This is a genomic window from Blautia stercoris (assembly GCF_054657695.1).
The window spans coordinates 528,902-544,276 of record NZ_BAAHYF010000001.1; the positions used below are offsets into that span (position 1 = coordinate 528,902).

At 37.1% G+C, this 15,375-nt stretch carries 15 protein-coding genes; 1 reads left to right on the plus strand and 14 read right to left on the minus strand.

Features of this window, described 5'->3' with window-relative positions; genetic code table 11:
- Positions 1–18: 18 nt before the first annotated feature.
- Together ACYQ2D_RS02610 and ACYQ2D_RS02615 are read right to left on the minus strand one after the other, a co-directional pair.
- Entirely contained in the window at positions 19–753 is a 735-nt protein-coding gene (locus tag ACYQ2D_RS02610) for a CRISPR-associated endoribonuclease Cas6 (protein ID WP_459784548.1), read from the minus strand.
- 312 nt (positions 754–1,065) lie between these two features.
- Complete coding sequence (locus tag ACYQ2D_RS02615) at positions 1,066–2,904, minus strand: amylosucrase (RefSeq protein WP_187557994.1); 1,839 nt, start codon at positions 2,902–2,904, stop codon at positions 1,066–1,068.
- A gap of 233 nt (positions 2,905–3,137) precedes the next feature.
- Here ACYQ2D_RS02615 and ACYQ2D_RS02620 point away from each other — a divergent pair, with 233 nt between their 5' ends.
- A complete protein-coding gene (locus ACYQ2D_RS02620; RefSeq protein WP_117456409.1) occupies positions 3,138–4,169 on the plus strand; it encodes a LacI family DNA-binding transcriptional regulator in 1,032 nt (343 codons plus the stop codon).
- Here ACYQ2D_RS02620 and ACYQ2D_RS02625 read toward each other — a convergent pair.
- The 12 genes from ACYQ2D_RS02625 to ACYQ2D_RS02680 all read right to left on the minus strand — a co-directional run bounded on the left by ACYQ2D_RS02625 (position 4,166) and on the right by ACYQ2D_RS02680 (position 15,362).
- On the minus strand, positions 4,166–4,705 hold the full coding sequence (locus tag ACYQ2D_RS02625; RefSeq protein WP_117456408.1) for a Holliday junction resolvase RecU: 540 nt from the start codon (positions 4,703–4,705) through the stop codon (positions 4,166–4,168). The two genes, ACYQ2D_RS02620 and ACYQ2D_RS02625, sit on opposite strands and share 4 nt — an antisense overlap.
- A gap of 116 nt (positions 4,706–4,821) precedes the next feature.
- The gene (gene lepB, locus ACYQ2D_RS02630) at positions 4,822–5,361 is read right to left on the minus strand and encodes a signal peptidase I (RefSeq protein ID WP_022302830.1); all 540 of its coding nucleotides are present in this window, start codon (positions 5,359–5,361) and stop codon (positions 4,822–4,824) included.
- Complete coding sequence (locus ACYQ2D_RS02635; protein ID WP_459784550.1) at positions 5,358–6,347, minus strand: RluA family pseudouridine synthase; 990 nt, start codon at positions 6,345–6,347, stop codon at positions 5,358–5,360. Before ACYQ2D_RS02635 ends, lepB begins: the two co-directional genes overlap by 4 nt.
- Positions 6,348–6,356: 9 nt before the next feature.
- Positions 6,357–6,971 (minus strand): hypothetical protein, encoded by a 615-nt coding sequence (locus ACYQ2D_RS02640; protein ID WP_022302832.1) that lies wholly within the window; start codon positions 6,969–6,971, stop codon positions 6,357–6,359.
- A gap of 39 nt (positions 6,972–7,010) precedes the next feature.
- Entirely contained in the window at positions 7,011–7,760 is a 750-nt protein-coding gene (locus ACYQ2D_RS02645; protein ID WP_459784552.1) for an SDR family NAD(P)-dependent oxidoreductase, read from the minus strand.
- 1 nt (position 7,761) lies between these two features.
- Positions 7,762–9,642: a YgiQ family radical SAM protein gene (locus ACYQ2D_RS02650; RefSeq protein ID WP_459784553.1), complete on the minus strand. Its 1,881-nt coding sequence runs from the start codon at positions 9,640–9,642 to the stop codon at positions 7,762–7,764.
- Positions 9,639–10,319: an HAD family hydrolase gene (locus ACYQ2D_RS02655; protein WP_117456405.1), complete on the minus strand. Its 681-nt coding sequence runs from the start codon at positions 10,317–10,319 to the stop codon at positions 9,639–9,641. Before ACYQ2D_RS02655 ends, ACYQ2D_RS02650 begins: the two co-directional genes overlap by 4 nt.
- Positions 10,312–11,028 carry a pseudouridine synthase gene (locus ACYQ2D_RS02660; RefSeq protein WP_117456404.1) on the minus strand — a complete coding sequence of 239 codons (717 nt, stop codon included), beginning with the start codon at positions 11,026–11,028 and terminating at the stop codon, positions 10,312–10,314. The genes ACYQ2D_RS02655 and ACYQ2D_RS02660 overlap by 8 nt, the downstream gene beginning before the upstream one ends.
- Positions 11,029–12,381 (minus strand): RsmF rRNA methyltransferase first C-terminal domain-containing protein, encoded by a 1,353-nt coding sequence (locus ACYQ2D_RS02665; protein ID WP_459784554.1) that lies wholly within the window; start codon positions 12,379–12,381, stop codon positions 11,029–11,031.
- 16 nt (positions 12,382–12,397) lie between these two features.
- A complete protein-coding gene (locus ACYQ2D_RS02670) occupies positions 12,398–13,216 on the minus strand; it encodes a GTP pyrophosphokinase (RefSeq protein ID WP_022304334.1) in 819 nt (272 codons plus the stop codon).
- 210 nt (positions 13,217–13,426) lie between these two features.
- On the minus strand, positions 13,427–14,878 hold the full coding sequence (locus ACYQ2D_RS02675; RefSeq protein ID WP_459784555.1) for an aminoacyl-histidine dipeptidase: 1,452 nt from the start codon (positions 14,876–14,878) through the stop codon (positions 13,427–13,429).
- A 133-nt stretch (positions 14,879–15,011) separates the two neighbouring features.
- Complete coding sequence (locus tag ACYQ2D_RS02680; RefSeq protein WP_187557996.1) at positions 15,012–15,362, minus strand: hypothetical protein; 351 nt, start codon at positions 15,360–15,362, stop codon at positions 15,012–15,014.
- Between the last annotated feature and the right edge of the window lie 13 nt (positions 15,363–15,375).

Here is a 15,375-nt window from a genome sequence, read left to right on the forward strand (position 1 = left end):
CTTCTCCTCCTTCCTGATTTATTTTAAAATGTTCAACTGGCCAAAACCCGCGCTGTGCTTTGAGCCAGCTCCTGACAAATAAAAATACTGTAATAATTCCGGTTCTCCCTCTAACTGCACAACCCCAGTCGTTACATCGACATATCGACCATAGAAGAAAACTAATACTTTTTTACACTGAATCGGAGTAAATTTTATCGTCTGAACCATAGATTCTGGATAACCAGCAAGTCTTGCCTGTATCTTCAGTATCTCTTCTGTTTTCTTTTTAAATTCTGGGTCTTCACAGGTAAAAAACTTATCTCTATTCGTTTCTCTGTCATGTTCTCGAATACACAACCCATTTCCCAGGCTGGTCCGAAAGATAACGGAAGATTCTGCAATCAATGCTTCATTTCTTCTTATTACATTTCGTAAAGTCATGGCATTTCCATCCGGTAATGGAAACTGCTTATTTTTCATAGCTAAAAACGCCGCAAAAAATATTAATCCACTCCGATTTTTATCATCTGCGGAAAATATTACCCGAATTCTTGGTTCTTTTAACAATATCTTTTCTTTTGTAAATTTCGGAGAATCCATTAGCACAGTAAAGCAATAATCTTTTCGGGGAGCATCTAACCGAAAATATCGTTCATAATATTTTCCCTGATTACACTCTGTAAGACTTCGCTTTAACCATGATAGAATCATTCTTCGATAGTCCAGACTTATCATTGGCTTTTTTAACACAAAAACAAGTTCTGTTCTCACCTGCATCACTCCTTTTTTCTTTTATTATACTCTTAAACTTTCTATTTTTCAATATATTCCTAATATATTTTAGTTCAAAAAATGCCTAATATATTTTGATTAAACATAATATAACTACTAGATTTTTTTCTAAAAATAATTTACAATATTTTTTGTAGTTCAATATTATCATACTGGAATTTGAAGAATATCTTTTACTTCAAAATTTTTTAACTTTTAATCGTTCAAACTGGAACTGTCTATGAGCAGAAAAACAGCCGGTCAGAGTTTTTATATATACTCTTCCGGCTGTTTCTCTTTTTGCTCTTATTCTTATTTTCTTCTCACCGCCCACACAAATCCATGTGCAGCCAGTTCCACATCTTTTAACTCAATCTTCTTTCCTGTAAACAAATCTTCAAATTCGCCTTCTTCCTGCATCCATGCAGTCCGTGGTTCATTTCCGAAATTAAACAGGGCAATAAATCTTGTATTCTCATCTTCTCTTAAGATTCCAAGGATTTTATTCTCTTTTACATCATAAGTATACACGTCTGCTTTTGCATCAAACACAGTCTCGTTTCTTCTTATCTTCTCTAATTTTGCCAGGGAATCAAATACGATTTCTTCCACCGAATATTTCTCTTTTCGTTTTTTTGCATTTTCCCACAAAAATGCTCCTCTATGAATATAGCGTGAGTCTTCTGCTTTTTGTGGATTTTCTTTATAGTGGTTATCATTTAACTGGGCAATTTCATCTCCGCTGTATAACATTGGAATTCCAGACTGTACCAGCATATATGCGTGAAGCATCACATCCATGCGGACTGCTTCTTCTAATTTTTCAGCATTATCTTCTCTTAATGCTGTCTCAATTCCACACATCGATGCAGTTGTTCCGCAGAAGCGTGCATCCATTGTGACAGGGTCATCGTTATAGAGTTCTCCACGGCTTACACTTCCTTGTGTTTTTCCGGTAAAGAAATCATTTAAAAAGCGTTTATGTGCAATTTCTTCCATTCCATAATCTTTGAGTGTTTCAAAATCAAGTCCCCAGCCAATATCATCATGGCATCTTAAATAATTTAAAAACAGATATTCTTTTGGAAGTTCATTTACAATATCCATCTGTTTTTTCAGCAGGCGGATATCCTGTGTGGCAACGGTATGCCAGGTTGTTGCCATTGTTGTTACATTATATAACAGATGACATTCCGGTTTTTCCACTGTTCCAAAATATGGTACTACTTTTTCCGGTTCCATGACAACTTCTCCAAGTAAGATAACACTTGGGCATACAATTTCACCAATCATACGCATCATTCGTACAATCGTATGTACCTGTGGAAGATTACGAGACGGTGTTCCTAATTCTTTCCAGATATACGGAACAGCGTCAATTCGGATTACATCAATTCCCTGATTCGCAAGAAACAGAAAATTATACATCATCTCATTAAATACTCTTGGATTTTTATAATTTAAATCCCACTGATATGGATAAAAGGTAGTCAATACATAATGATTCAAATCTGGAAGATACGTGAAGTTTCCTGGTGCTGTTGTCGGAAAGACCTGTGGTACGGTTTTTTCATATTGTTTTGGAATTTCATCATTATCATAGAAGAAGTAACGGCTCATGTACTCGCCTTCTCCATTTCTGGCTCTTTTCGCCCATTCATGGTCTTCTGATGTATGATTCATAACAAAATCCATACACACATTCATGTCTTTTGCATGACAGGCATCCGTTAATTTTGCTAAATCTTCCATTGTTCCAAGCTCTGGTTTTACTTTCCGAAAATCTGCAACTGCATAACCGCCATCAGAACGTCCTTCCGGTGAATCTAAAAACGGCATCAGATGAATACAATTTACGTTACATTCTTTTAAATAATCCAGTTTTGTCTGTACACCTTGTAAATTTCCAGCAAAATTATCAATATAAAGCATCATTCCAAGCATGTCTTTTTTCTTAAACCACTCTGCTTCTTTTATTCGTTTTGCATCACGATTATGCAGTTTTTGCTTTCTTGCTTTGTAATACTCATACATCTGGTCACATAATTCCGCAAACATTGCGTCATTTCCATAAAGTTCCATATACAGCCAGCGAAGTTCGTCGTGATGACGGTTTAATCGTTCCTGAAAAATCATATCTTTTTTATTCATTTTTTCCTCCCAGAATCTGATTTTTTAATTTCGTTTTGTAAAGTAACCGGTTTTTCTATACTGTATTCTATCACAAACCTATCTATATCTCAATAATAAAAGTATTTTTCAGCATTTTTATCAATTTTTATTCGGATTTTTGTCATTTTTGTAAAACCGGTTACTTTATAAAATTCCATTGTCTCTTTTTCTTTTTTTTGATATACTGATTTTTAGAAAGGCGGTATTTTACTATGGCAAATAAAAAAAACAACATCACATTCAGTGACATTGCAAAATATACAAACTTTTCAAAAACTACAATCTCCCGTTATTTTAATCATCCGGAGACCTTAACGGAACAAAATCGGAACATTATTGCAGAGGCACTTGAAAAATTAAATTATAAAGAAAATAAAGTTGCAAAAATTCTGGCGAACGGATGTACCGAATTTATCGGCATCATCATCCCAAACTTATATGTTCGTTATTATTCTGAGATTTTAAATCAGATTTTATCAACCTATGAAGCTTTTGGCTATAAATTTCTGGTTTTTATCAGCAATGGCTCAAAAGAAGATGAAAGAACTTACTTACAGGAACTTTTAGCTTATAAGATTGAAGGATTAATTATCTTAAGTCACACACTTCCCTCGATTGAACTGGCAAATCTTCATCTTCCATTAGTTGCTGTAGAGCGGGAAGATGTTTATATCTCAAGTGTCAATTCCGATAACTATCAAGGAACGATTCTCGCCTGTGAAAATCTCTCTTCCCATGACTGTGAAGTATTTTTGCATATCAGTGCTCCAACAACCCGAACAACTCCTGCTTATAAACGAGTGGAAGCATTTGATGATTATTGTGAAAAACACCAATTACTACATCATACTTTTATGGAAGAGATGGGAGCTTCCCACGAAGAAGTAAAAAGCCACCTAACTCATATTTTAGAACAAATTGAACTGAATTATTCCGGTATCCGAAAGGGAATTTTTATCTCCGGTGATACTTATGCAAATGTATTTTTAAATCTGTTAATCCGAAAGTATGGCTATCTGCCAAACGACTATTTTTTAATTGCATTTGACGATTCTCCGATTTCACGAGAAGCTATTATTCCAATCAGCAGCGTCAGTCAGCAGATTGACAAGATTGCATTTGAAGCCGTTGAGTTATTAATCTCACAAATTCAAGCGCAAAAAGAAAGACCGGCTTTTTGCGAGCCAGTCCATAAAATTATTTCTCCTGTCTTAATTCCAAGAGAAACCACAGAGAAAAATTAATTCTCTTCTCTCTCTTTTAAATCCAAGGCAATTCCCTCCAGAAACGGAACCAGGTAATTTCCGTTTCTGGTTAAAAACCATTTCGGATTCAATTCTTCATACTTAAAGTGTTTTCGTCCTCCATTTTGTCCACGATTCCAAAATTTTAGCATTTCCTCATATCTCATATAATAAATTTCGTCTCTATGACTGAAATACAGAATCAAAAATGCAATTCCATCCTGTTTTTCAAAATCTCCCATAAATCGCACCTGATGTTCGTGAATATTCTGTAAGGGAAAATTATCGGTATGACATTCTTTTGCATCAAAGCAGACCGGAATTCCCTGCACTACACCAATATAATCGACTGTACTTTTCTTGTCAAAATAAGCAAGTGTAATATGACGGCTTTCTTTTTCAATCCGAACCGGAGTAATCGGAGTCGGCACTTTTTGAATTAAAGCCAGATTTCTTTCACGATACTGTTCACAGGTTTGATTAATAAATTCTTCTAATGCAGAACCTCGCAGTCCCCTTGAGTTCCAAGTTGCCAATTTCCTGCCTCCACTCTTATCTTATATCCCCTCAAAGTTTTTTGTTTCCGACCGTACATTTTTTGTACTCTCAAAATCTTCTCACAAACTCAACACAGAAAATTATAAGAACACATTTATTTTATCAGCTTTGGAGACGGAAAATAACGCAAAACTGCTTTTCCAAGGATTTTATCTTTTTCTACAAAGGAGTTAATCCAGTATCTGGAATCTCGGGAATGATTTCGATTATCTCCAAGCATAAAATAGCTTCCTTCCGGCACCTTATACGGTCCAAAATCACCTACCGGTGTCTCCGCAACAAAACTGTCGTCTAATGGTTCTTCTGAATCATTAATGTAAACTTTACCATCCTTAATCGTTACTGTTTCTCCCGGAAGTCCAATAACTCGTTTGATAAAAAGCTGACTTTCATCATCCGGAAATTTAAAGATCACAATATCAAAACGTTCCGGGTCTTTTGTCATATAAGCCAGACGATTTCCAAAAACCCTGTCTCCGGTCATAATCGTTTTTTCCATAGATTCTGACGGAATTCTTGCGTTAATTAACAAAACATTATTGATAATAAAAACAATTACCACTACGAACACAATCATTTTTACATATTCCCACAGTTCTTCCATCATAGAAGGACCTTCATATTTTTTGCTCATCCAATCTCTCCTTCTGCTGTTTTCACTTCTTTTGTAATAATCTGTTTTAATACCTTTGGAACCGGCGCTGTAATTTCCATATCAGAAAGATTTGCCAGCTCACCCTCTAACTGTGGCAGTACTAATTTCCAGGAATGAAGAAGCTGGCTTTTTACTTTATACTGTGTATGATACTTTTTATTCACCTGCATATCTCCATACTTTGCATCACCTACAATCGGATGCCCGATACTTGCCAGATGCGCACGAATCTGATGAGAACGTCCGGTAAGCAGTTCCACCTTTAAAAGAGTCAGCCGGTTTTCTTTTGAACATCCAATCGGAGTGTATTTCGTTTCAATCAAAACTGTATCTTTCTGTGGCTGTCTGGTAATCGTTACTTTATTCGAAGTTTCATCTTTTTTTAAGTACCCTTTAATATGAGCTTCTTCTTTTACGATTCCTTTTACCAGTGCCAGATAATATTTATGAAGATTTCTGTCCCGAAACAACTGCGTCATTGTCTGAAGTCCTGCCATTGTTTTTCCTGCTGCTACAATTCCGCTCGTATTACGGTCCAAACGATTGCACACCGCCGGATGAAAGGTTCTGAAATCTTCTTTTGTCATCGCTCCGGAATCAAGCAGATAACCCGCCAGATATTCATTTAAAGAAACATCTTCTTTTTTTGCTTTCTGTGAAAGCATCCCTGCCGGTTTATTGATAAAAATCACGTTTTCATCTTCATAAAGAATTTCGAGAGAACCTTTTTTCACTTCTTTTTCTTCTCCCATAAATTTTTCTAATGTTTCATCTGAAAAAAACAACTGAACTTTATCATTCACTTCGAGTTTCTCATTTCCGTTTGCCTTTTTTCCATTTAACGTAATATTCTTCTTACGAAGCATCTTATAGAGAAAGCTTTTCGGTGCTTCTTTTAAATATCTGGAAAGATATTTATCAAACCGCTGTCCGCTTTCCTGCGCTTTTACTTCTAATTCTTTCATTTATTTCTCCTAAAGCGTAATTGCAAAAATAGTATGCATAATCAGCTCATTTCTGCTTAAATCCGGATTATTTTCATCCGGCACAAATCGAATGCCTTCTTCCAGTGACTCATGATGCTCCCACATAGAATCCAAACGATTTAAATATTCCGGAAGACGTCTGAATACCTTTATCGTTACATAATATCCATTTTGTCTTAAAATGGTTTGAATATGCTTTTCCACAAACGGAATATCGGATTTCTCACGGCTGGTGTATGCAACCACATTATTTCCGCAGACTGCAACGGAATCTAAAAAGGTCTGTTTTTCATAAGCAGAAACCGGCAGTTCATACGCACATACCAAACCTTCTTTATGCTGTTCAATCTGCTTATAATCGTCCTCTGACATTGGCTTTTGCAGATACATCATAATTGCGCTGACTGCAAATTTACATGCCGGCAGACACCCCACCGCTGCAAAAACAGTAAATACTGTATTCCTGTCTTTATTGATAATCCAGCCAACAAAGAAAACTGTCAGTGGTGGAATCAAAGCTAAAATCGTATAAATCGTACGCTTCTTTTTCTGTGACTGAATATATCCGAAATCACCTTTTTTTATTTTTTGTTTTTTATTCATGTAATTCCTCATTTTTATGTATCTTGTTCTTGTCTTGTTTTATGTAAATTTTAACAATACTTTATGCGGAACAATTTTACAAATCCGAAAAAAACACTTCATTGAAATTCCCGGAATCGACAGTTCCTTTCCTTTTGCCGCATCTTTGATTGCGACTGAAACTACCTTGTCCGTTTTCATAATAAATGGTCGTTTGATAACCGGAATGCTATCTTTCCCGCCGATTGTATCTAAAAACGGAGTATCTACCGGACCTGGGCATACAATTGTAACGGTCGTTCCTGTCTTTTTTAATTCTCTGCGCAGTGCTCTTGAAAAACTAAGCACATAAGACTTCGACGCCGCATAAACAGCAAATCCCGGCTGTGGCAAAAAAGCAGAAGCAGAAGCTAACATAACGATTCTGCTTCGTTTTCCACAGTACGGAAGTACAATTTTCGTAAGCAGGGTCAATGCATTGCAGTTTACTTCAAGCATACGGTTACAATCCATCAAATCTGTCTCTTTTATCTTTTTATTAATCCCACATCCGGCTGCATTTACAAAGTATTTCACATACGGTTTTACTTTTTCTAATTCTTCTTCCAGTCTCAGCAAATTTTCTGTCTGAGTAATATCCATAGCAAAAACACGGAGCGGCACTATACACTGTCGCTTCAGTGTCCCGAGTGCCGTTTCATTTCTGGCAATGACCCAGATTTCATCCAGCCATGAATACTTTTCTGCAAGCTGACAGACATAACTTGCACCAATTCCAGAAGACGCTCCTGTTACAATTGCTATTTTCATCTTATTTTCCTTTCCTTTTATGCACATTTCGAATCGTTTTCTTTTTTCGCTGTACGGTTGATTTCTTGAAATCTTTTCCTGCCTGTACCGTTTTTTTTCCTTCTTTTATCAGACATTTATGCTCCCATCCAATCAAATCCGTTCTTCCTGCTTTTATCAGAGCTTCTTTTACCAGTTCACGATTCTGTGGGTTTTTATATTGAATCAAAGCTCTCTGCATTGCTTTCTCATGTGGATTTGTCGGAATATAAACTTCTTTTTTCGTTCTTGGGTCAATCCCTGTATAATACATGCAGGTAGACATCGTAGATGGTGTTGGATAAAAATCCTGCACCTGTTCCGGCATAAATCCCATATCACGCACATACTCTGCCAGCTTTACCGCATCCTTTAAGGTGCAGCCCGGATGAGAGGACATAAAATATGGAACCACATATTGTTTCTTTCCGGTTTTTTTATTTGCCTTTTCAAAGTCTGCTAAAAATTTCTGATAAACCTGATGTTCCGGTTTTCCCATATAAGACAACACACGGTCTGAAACATGCTCCGGAGCAACACGAAGCTGTCCACTTACATGATACTTCGCCAGTTCTTCTAAAAAGCGCCTGTCTTTGTCTGCTTCCACATAATCAAACCGAATTCCGGAACGAATGAATACTTTTTTTACATTTGGAATCTTTCTGAGTTTTTCCAATAATTCCAGATAATCTTCATGGTCTGCATTTAAATTTTTACAAGGTTTTGGAAACAGGCACTGACGGTTCGTGCAGACTCCTTTTTTCAGCTGCTTTTCACAGGCTGGTTGTCTGAAATCTGCGGTTGGACCTCCTACATCATGAATATATCCCTTAAAATCAGATTCCTTTGTATATTCCACTGCTTCTTTTAAAATAGATTCATGACTTCTTGTCTGAACAATTCTTCCCTGATGAAATGCAAGTGCGCAGAAATTACAGCCCCCAAAACAGCCTCTGTTACTTGTAATACTGAATTTAATCTCTTCAATCGCCGGAATCTTCCCGAGTTTTTCATACATCGGATGATAGGTCCTCATATACGATAAATCGTAAACCTCATCCATTTCTTTTTGGGATAACGGCTTTGAGGGAGGATTCTGTACCACATACCCACGATTTCCGTAGGACTCTGCCAATACTTTTCCTGAAAACGCTTCCATATTTTCATACTGAACCTGAAAACTCTCTGCATATTTTCTCTTATCTGCACACATTTCTTCATAAGAAGGAAGGATGATTCCACCCGCAGGTGCTTCTTTTGTATGATATACCGTTCCTGCAATATGATGCAGAGTGGAAATATCTTCTCCACGATTGAGTGCCTCTGCAATTTCTAAGATACTGCGTTCTCCCATTCCATAAGAAATCAAATCTGCTCCTGAATCTAATAATACAGAACGTTTTAAAGAATCTGACCAGTAATCATAATGTGCCAGTCTTCTAAGAGAAGCCTCGATTCCACCGATAATAATCGGGGTATGCTTATAAGTCTGACGGATTAAATTCCCATACACAATTACTGCACGGTCCGGTCGAAGACCCATTTTCCCTCCTGGAGAATACGAGTCTTCCCTTCTGTGCTTTTTGGAAACGGTATAATGATTTACCATCGAATCCATATTTCCGGCAGAGACTAAAAATCCTAGCCTTGGTTCTCCAAATACGCAGACACTTTCTTTTTTCTTCCAGTCCGGCTGTGCAATAATTCCCACGCTGTATCCATAATGTTCTAAAAGTCTTGTAATAATTGCCATCCCAAAAGACGGATGATCCACATAGGCATCTCCACAGACATATACGAAATCTGGCTGACTAATTCCACGATTTTGCATTTCTTTCATCGTAACCGGTAAAAACTGCATCATTTTAACACCTCAAATGTCTGATTTAAAACCTCATCGTAATCTTTTATGTAATAGTCCGCAAGCTTTTTCTTTTGTTCCATTTGTTCTTTACTGTAACTGTCCTCAACGGCACATACCTTCATGCCTGCATTCTTTCCAGCTAAGATTCCCATTGGAACATCTTCAAATACCAGACAGTTTTCAGGACTTACATTTAAGGCTTTTGCTGCTGCAAGATAAACATCCGGTGCCGGTTTACTCGCTGACACATCACAGCAGGTTATCATTTTGGTAAAATAATTATCAATTTCATGTGCCTTTAACACCATTTTAATCAATTCAATACTGTTGCTTGAACAAATCGCAGACGGGATCTGCTGTTCTTTTAAATATTCTAAAAATTCTTTTACTCCATCCTTTAACGGAACTTCATTACAGTACTTTTCAGTTGCCATGGAAATCCAGGCTGCCTTTATTTCTTCCAGGGAATCTTCAATTCCAAATCGCTTTTTAAAAAACACTGCGGTTTCTGTAAATCCCATTCCCTCTAATTCCTGCTGGAATGAATCAATCTCATCTGAGGAAAGAACAAGCCCTTTTTTCTCAAAATACTCTTCATCTACGGATTTCCAAATCCACATGGAGTCAACCAACGTTCCATCTAAATCAAACAATACTGCTTTTATGTTTTTAAGCATTCGTTTTCAACCTCTCTATTTCTTCTTGTGTAAGCGGACGATACTGTCCTGTTTCTAATGCTTTATCTAATGTTAAACTTCCCATCGACATTCGTTTTAAAAATACCACTTCATTTTCTGCTGACTGAAACATCCGTTTTACCTGATGAAACTTTCCTTCATGAATTGTAAGCAGACAGTTTTTTCTATCTTCGGAACAAATTTCAAGTTTTGCCGGCAAAGTCAATGCTTCCTCTCCAATATCAATTCCGTTTTCAAGCGCCGCTTCATACTCCTGCTTTAACGGTTCTCTTAACTTCACAAAATAAGTCTTATCCACATGTTTCTTTGGAGAGAGCAAACGATGAGCCAGTTCTCCATCATTTGTAATCAGCAGTAATCCTTCTGTGTCTTTGTCCAGACGACCTACCGGAAATAAATCCTTTCGTTTTTTGGAATCGATACAATCCAAAACCGTTTTTTCCTTCTTATCTTTTGTCGCAGAAACCACTCCTCCAGCTTTATTAAGCATATAATACTCAAATTCCTGATAGACCACCGGTTTCTGATTTACTAAAACTTCGTCTGTTTCACTGTTAATTTTTTGTTCTGGTTTTTTGATTTTTTCTCCATTTAAAGTTACCTGACCGGACTTTAAGATTTTTTTTACCTCACTTCGAGTTCCAATTCCCATATCCGCCAGATATTTATCAATTCTTATTTGTGCCATCTACTGCCATCTCCATCCGGCATAGTATTTATTTTTTAAAATGCCATTGCTTAACTTTCCAAATCCGAGTGGATACCGTTCCACGCAGACTAACTGCCAGCCTTTTTTATTGTTGCAGGGAAGGTCTGAGACGTCTAAAGTCTCTCCTTTTAAGTATTTCACACAACGCACATCTGTACTGTCAATTGAAATACAAGATGCAAAATGTTCCGGTTTTAAAGCCATTGCCAATGCCTGCGAAGGCTCAAAGCGGTTCTTTTTTACTTCTCCTAACAACAATCCGGTCCGCAGGTAACGCAATTTTGGCATCTTCACTGCATTTGGCAGCAGATACAATCGTTCTTTTTCCAACTTCAGACAACTTCTGTCAATCGGAAACTTTAATAATGAAAAAAATTCTTCTACGCAATTTGGGAGTTTCAATTCTTTTCCCATTTGCAGTTTTTGTTTCTGTGTGTTGTCTTGTTCTGTAGATTTTTTTTCAAGCAATGCCAAAAAATGCCCTTCTCCAGACATTTTATGCGGAAAAATACGCACACATTCTGATAATCCAAATCCTTTTGAAAATCCCTCATAAGGAGCAATAGAAATCAGATGCATGTCTGTATTTTGTTCCAACAGCCATTGTATCACCTCTTCATCTTCTTTTTTAGAAAACGTACAGGTCGAATAAAGGAGTTTCCCTCCCGGCTTTAACATACGGCTTCCATACAGAATAAGCTGTTTCTGAATTGGAACGTATTCTTCCGGACCTCGTTTTTCCCAGTATTCTATCATTTTGGGTTCTCTATGGAACATTCCCTCTCCGGAACAAGGAGCATCAATTAAAACTTTATCAAAAAATTCCGGGAAATTTTGACAAAGTTTTGTCGGTTCTTCACTTGTTACATAAAGATTGGCTATTCCTGCCAGTTCCAGATTTTTTAAAAGTGCTTTCGCTCTGCTGTTGCTGATATCATTTGCAACTAACATGCCTTTTCCTTTTAAACGGCTTCCAAGCTCTGTTGCTTTTCCTCCAGGTGCAGCGCACAAATCCAGTACAAAATCTCCCGGTTCTACATTTAGCCTGTTTGCCGGTGTCATCGCACTCGGCTCTTGTAAATAATAAAGACCTGCAAAATAATAAGGATGTCTGGAAGCTCTGAAGTCATCTAAAAGAAAGTATCCATTTTCTATCCATGGAACCTCTTTCGCAGAAAAAGGAGCGATTTTTTCCCACTCCTCCTTGCTGATTTTTCCTGTATTAATTCGATATCCCTGCTGTATCGGAAGACCGAGGCTTTCTTTATAAGCCTCATATTCTTCCTGCAACAGGTCTTTCATTTCATTTTCATATTTCTCTGGTAGTCTCATAAGTTTTCCTTTGCTGTTACAAGATTTCCTCTGTTGCAACCGCCTGCGCACGGTATCCCTCTGCAATTACATCTAACTCTTGATGAAAACGCTCTAAGCGTGCTAAATCTTTTGATTCATAAATGCGGTAAAATTCATCCTGAATTTTTGCCACTTCTCTGTTATTTGAATAATGATACAGATTCTCAATATTATTTAAAATTTCTTTTACAATATTGGACTGGTGAACCATAGAGTTCTGTGCATCCATCACTTCATTACGAACGGATGACATCTCCTCGTCAAGAGTTAAAACTGACTGTGCCGCATTGTTTAACCGTGTTCTTACATGAGGCGGCATATTTCCTTTATATTTATACTGCAGCGAATGTTCAATCGTTGCCCAAAAATTCATTGCAAGCGTACGAATTTGAATTTCCGCTTTTATTTCTCTTGGTCCTTCTAAAGTCTCTACATGATAAGCAATAATCATGTGATAACTTCGATAACCGCTTTCTTTCATATGCGTAATATAGTCTTTTATCTCCAGTACCCTCATATCCTGACGTTCCTGAATAATATCCGCCACTTTTTCAATATCTTCAGAAAACTGGCAGATAATGCGGATTCCAGCGATATCTTCTACTTTTTCTTCAAGTTCTTCCCATGAAATATTTTTTCTCTGCATTTTCTCAAGAATACTATTGATTGATTTTACTCGTCCGCTGACCTGTTCAATCGGTGAATAAAGTTCCTTTTCCCTGTGTTCCTTTTTAAGATGTTTGAACTTGATTACCATTTCTTTCACGGCAAGCTCATAAGGAAGCAAAAGCTCATGCCATAAACGTATTTCCATAAATCATTACTCCTTGTCATTGCGCCTTGGAATCATCAACAGACTTTCTGCGCTTTTTTTCTAATCTGTTTTTTACGCATATGTGTTTTAAGTATATCATATTTCTTACATCCATACCAGAAAGAAATCATAAAATCCCTTATCCATTCAAGTTGACTTCGTATTGTTCACACTTATCATTCTATGAACGGAAAAGGGATTTTATTCCAGTTACTTTTTAATTCTCTTTAATACTTCTACTAAATATTCATATACTCTTTTAGTGGATGAAATAGAAAGGCGTTCTTCCGAAGTATGAATATCTTTCATATCCGGTCCGATAGAAACACAGTCCAGTCCCTTTATTTTTTCATAAAACAGACCACATTCCAATCCTGCATGAATCACTTCAACCACTGGTTCTTTTTGATACATTTCTTTATAAACTTTGGTCATCAGAGGACGAAGTACAGAATCTTTTTTATACTCCCATGCCGGATAGTTTCCGTCTTCATCATATTCTCCACCGAGAAATTCTGTCAGATAACGAATCTGATCTGCAAGTGCTCTCTTTTCTGAACCAACAGAACTTCTCACACTTGTCTCACAGATAAAGGTTGATGGCATCAAGCGCACAATTCCTACATTACAGGAGGTCTCTACCAGTCCTTCTATAAATCCACACATCTTGCGGATTCCATTTGGATAATGAATCAGGAAAAATAATACTTTCTCCTGACTCGCCGGATGAAGTACCTGTTTTGTACTCTCCTCCTGTACTTCAACATGAACTTGGATATTTTCATCACTGCCTGTGTATTCTTTTTGAAGGGTAGAAGTAAATACTTTTGCCATCTGTTCTAATCGACCGGCATCTTCTGCTGAAACTAATACTTCTGCATCTGCCTGTCGTGGAATTGCATTATTTTTCTGCCCGCCTTTCATATCATATAAAAGCAAGTCTAATTCACTTCCACACTCATGAAGAAATCTTGCCAGAAGAAGTATCGCATTGGAGCGGTTTTTATTAATTTCTGAACCGGAATGACCGCCAAGCAATCCATCCACAGTAATTTTACAAGAAAGCCCTGTAACTTCCACACGTTTTACCGGAAGTTCACTGTAACTCCTAAGTCCGCCAGCGCATCCACTCCATAAATATCCTTCTGCCTCAGAATCCAGATTAATCAGATATTTTCCCTTTAACACAGAGGTATCAAGTCCTTCTGCACCTAACAAACCAATCTCTTCATCTACCGTAAACACTGCCTCAATCGCAGGATGTGCAAGTGTCTCATCTTCTAAAACCGCCAGTTCATAAGCAACTGCAATTCCATCATCTCCTCCAAGCGTTGTATCTTTTGCATAGATTTCATCACCCTCAACGCACAGCTTTAAACCGTCTTTTTCAAAATCATGCTGACTCGTGGCTGTTTTTTCACACACCATGTCTACATGTCCCTGTAAAATTACCGTTGGTGACTCTTCATATCCTTTGGATGCCTCTTTAAAAATTACAACATTTCCCATTTCATCCTGAATAAAACGAAGTTCTTTTTTCTTTGCAAACTCAACAAGGTAATCACTGATTTGTTTTGTATTTCCTGAACCATGCGGAATATTACAGATTTCTTCAAAATAGTAAAACACTCTTTCTGGTTTTAAATTTTCTAATACTGCCATTTTCTGCCTCCATATCCAAGGTAATCTGCAGTGCAGACACACTTTTTATTCTTTCTTATTGTGTCACATCTTTTTCCAAATGGCAAGGACATATTCTTTTCACCCGTTCCATATATTATGATGTGAATTTGAATCAGAGATCGGAGAATCTATTTATGAAACGTCTGTTTTTTTCTTTTTTTTGTCTTTTTTGTTTTCTTTTTTCTTTGTTATTTCCACAGATTTGTATTTCTTCGGCTCTTTTGGGCATCCGGCTTTGGTTTTCTACACTTTTGCCCTCTTTATTTCCTGCAATGGTATTATCCTCCATTTTAGTTTCCTCCAGTCTGCTTGAACCGCTTCTCGTATCTTTCAAAAAGTTCTGGCATTCTGTTTTTTCTCTTACCCCCTTTGGTGCTTCTGCATTTTTATTTGGAATTTTATGCGGTTTTCCAATGGGTGCAAAAACTACAGCAGATTTATACCAATCTAATAAAATTTCCAAACAGGAAGCCTGC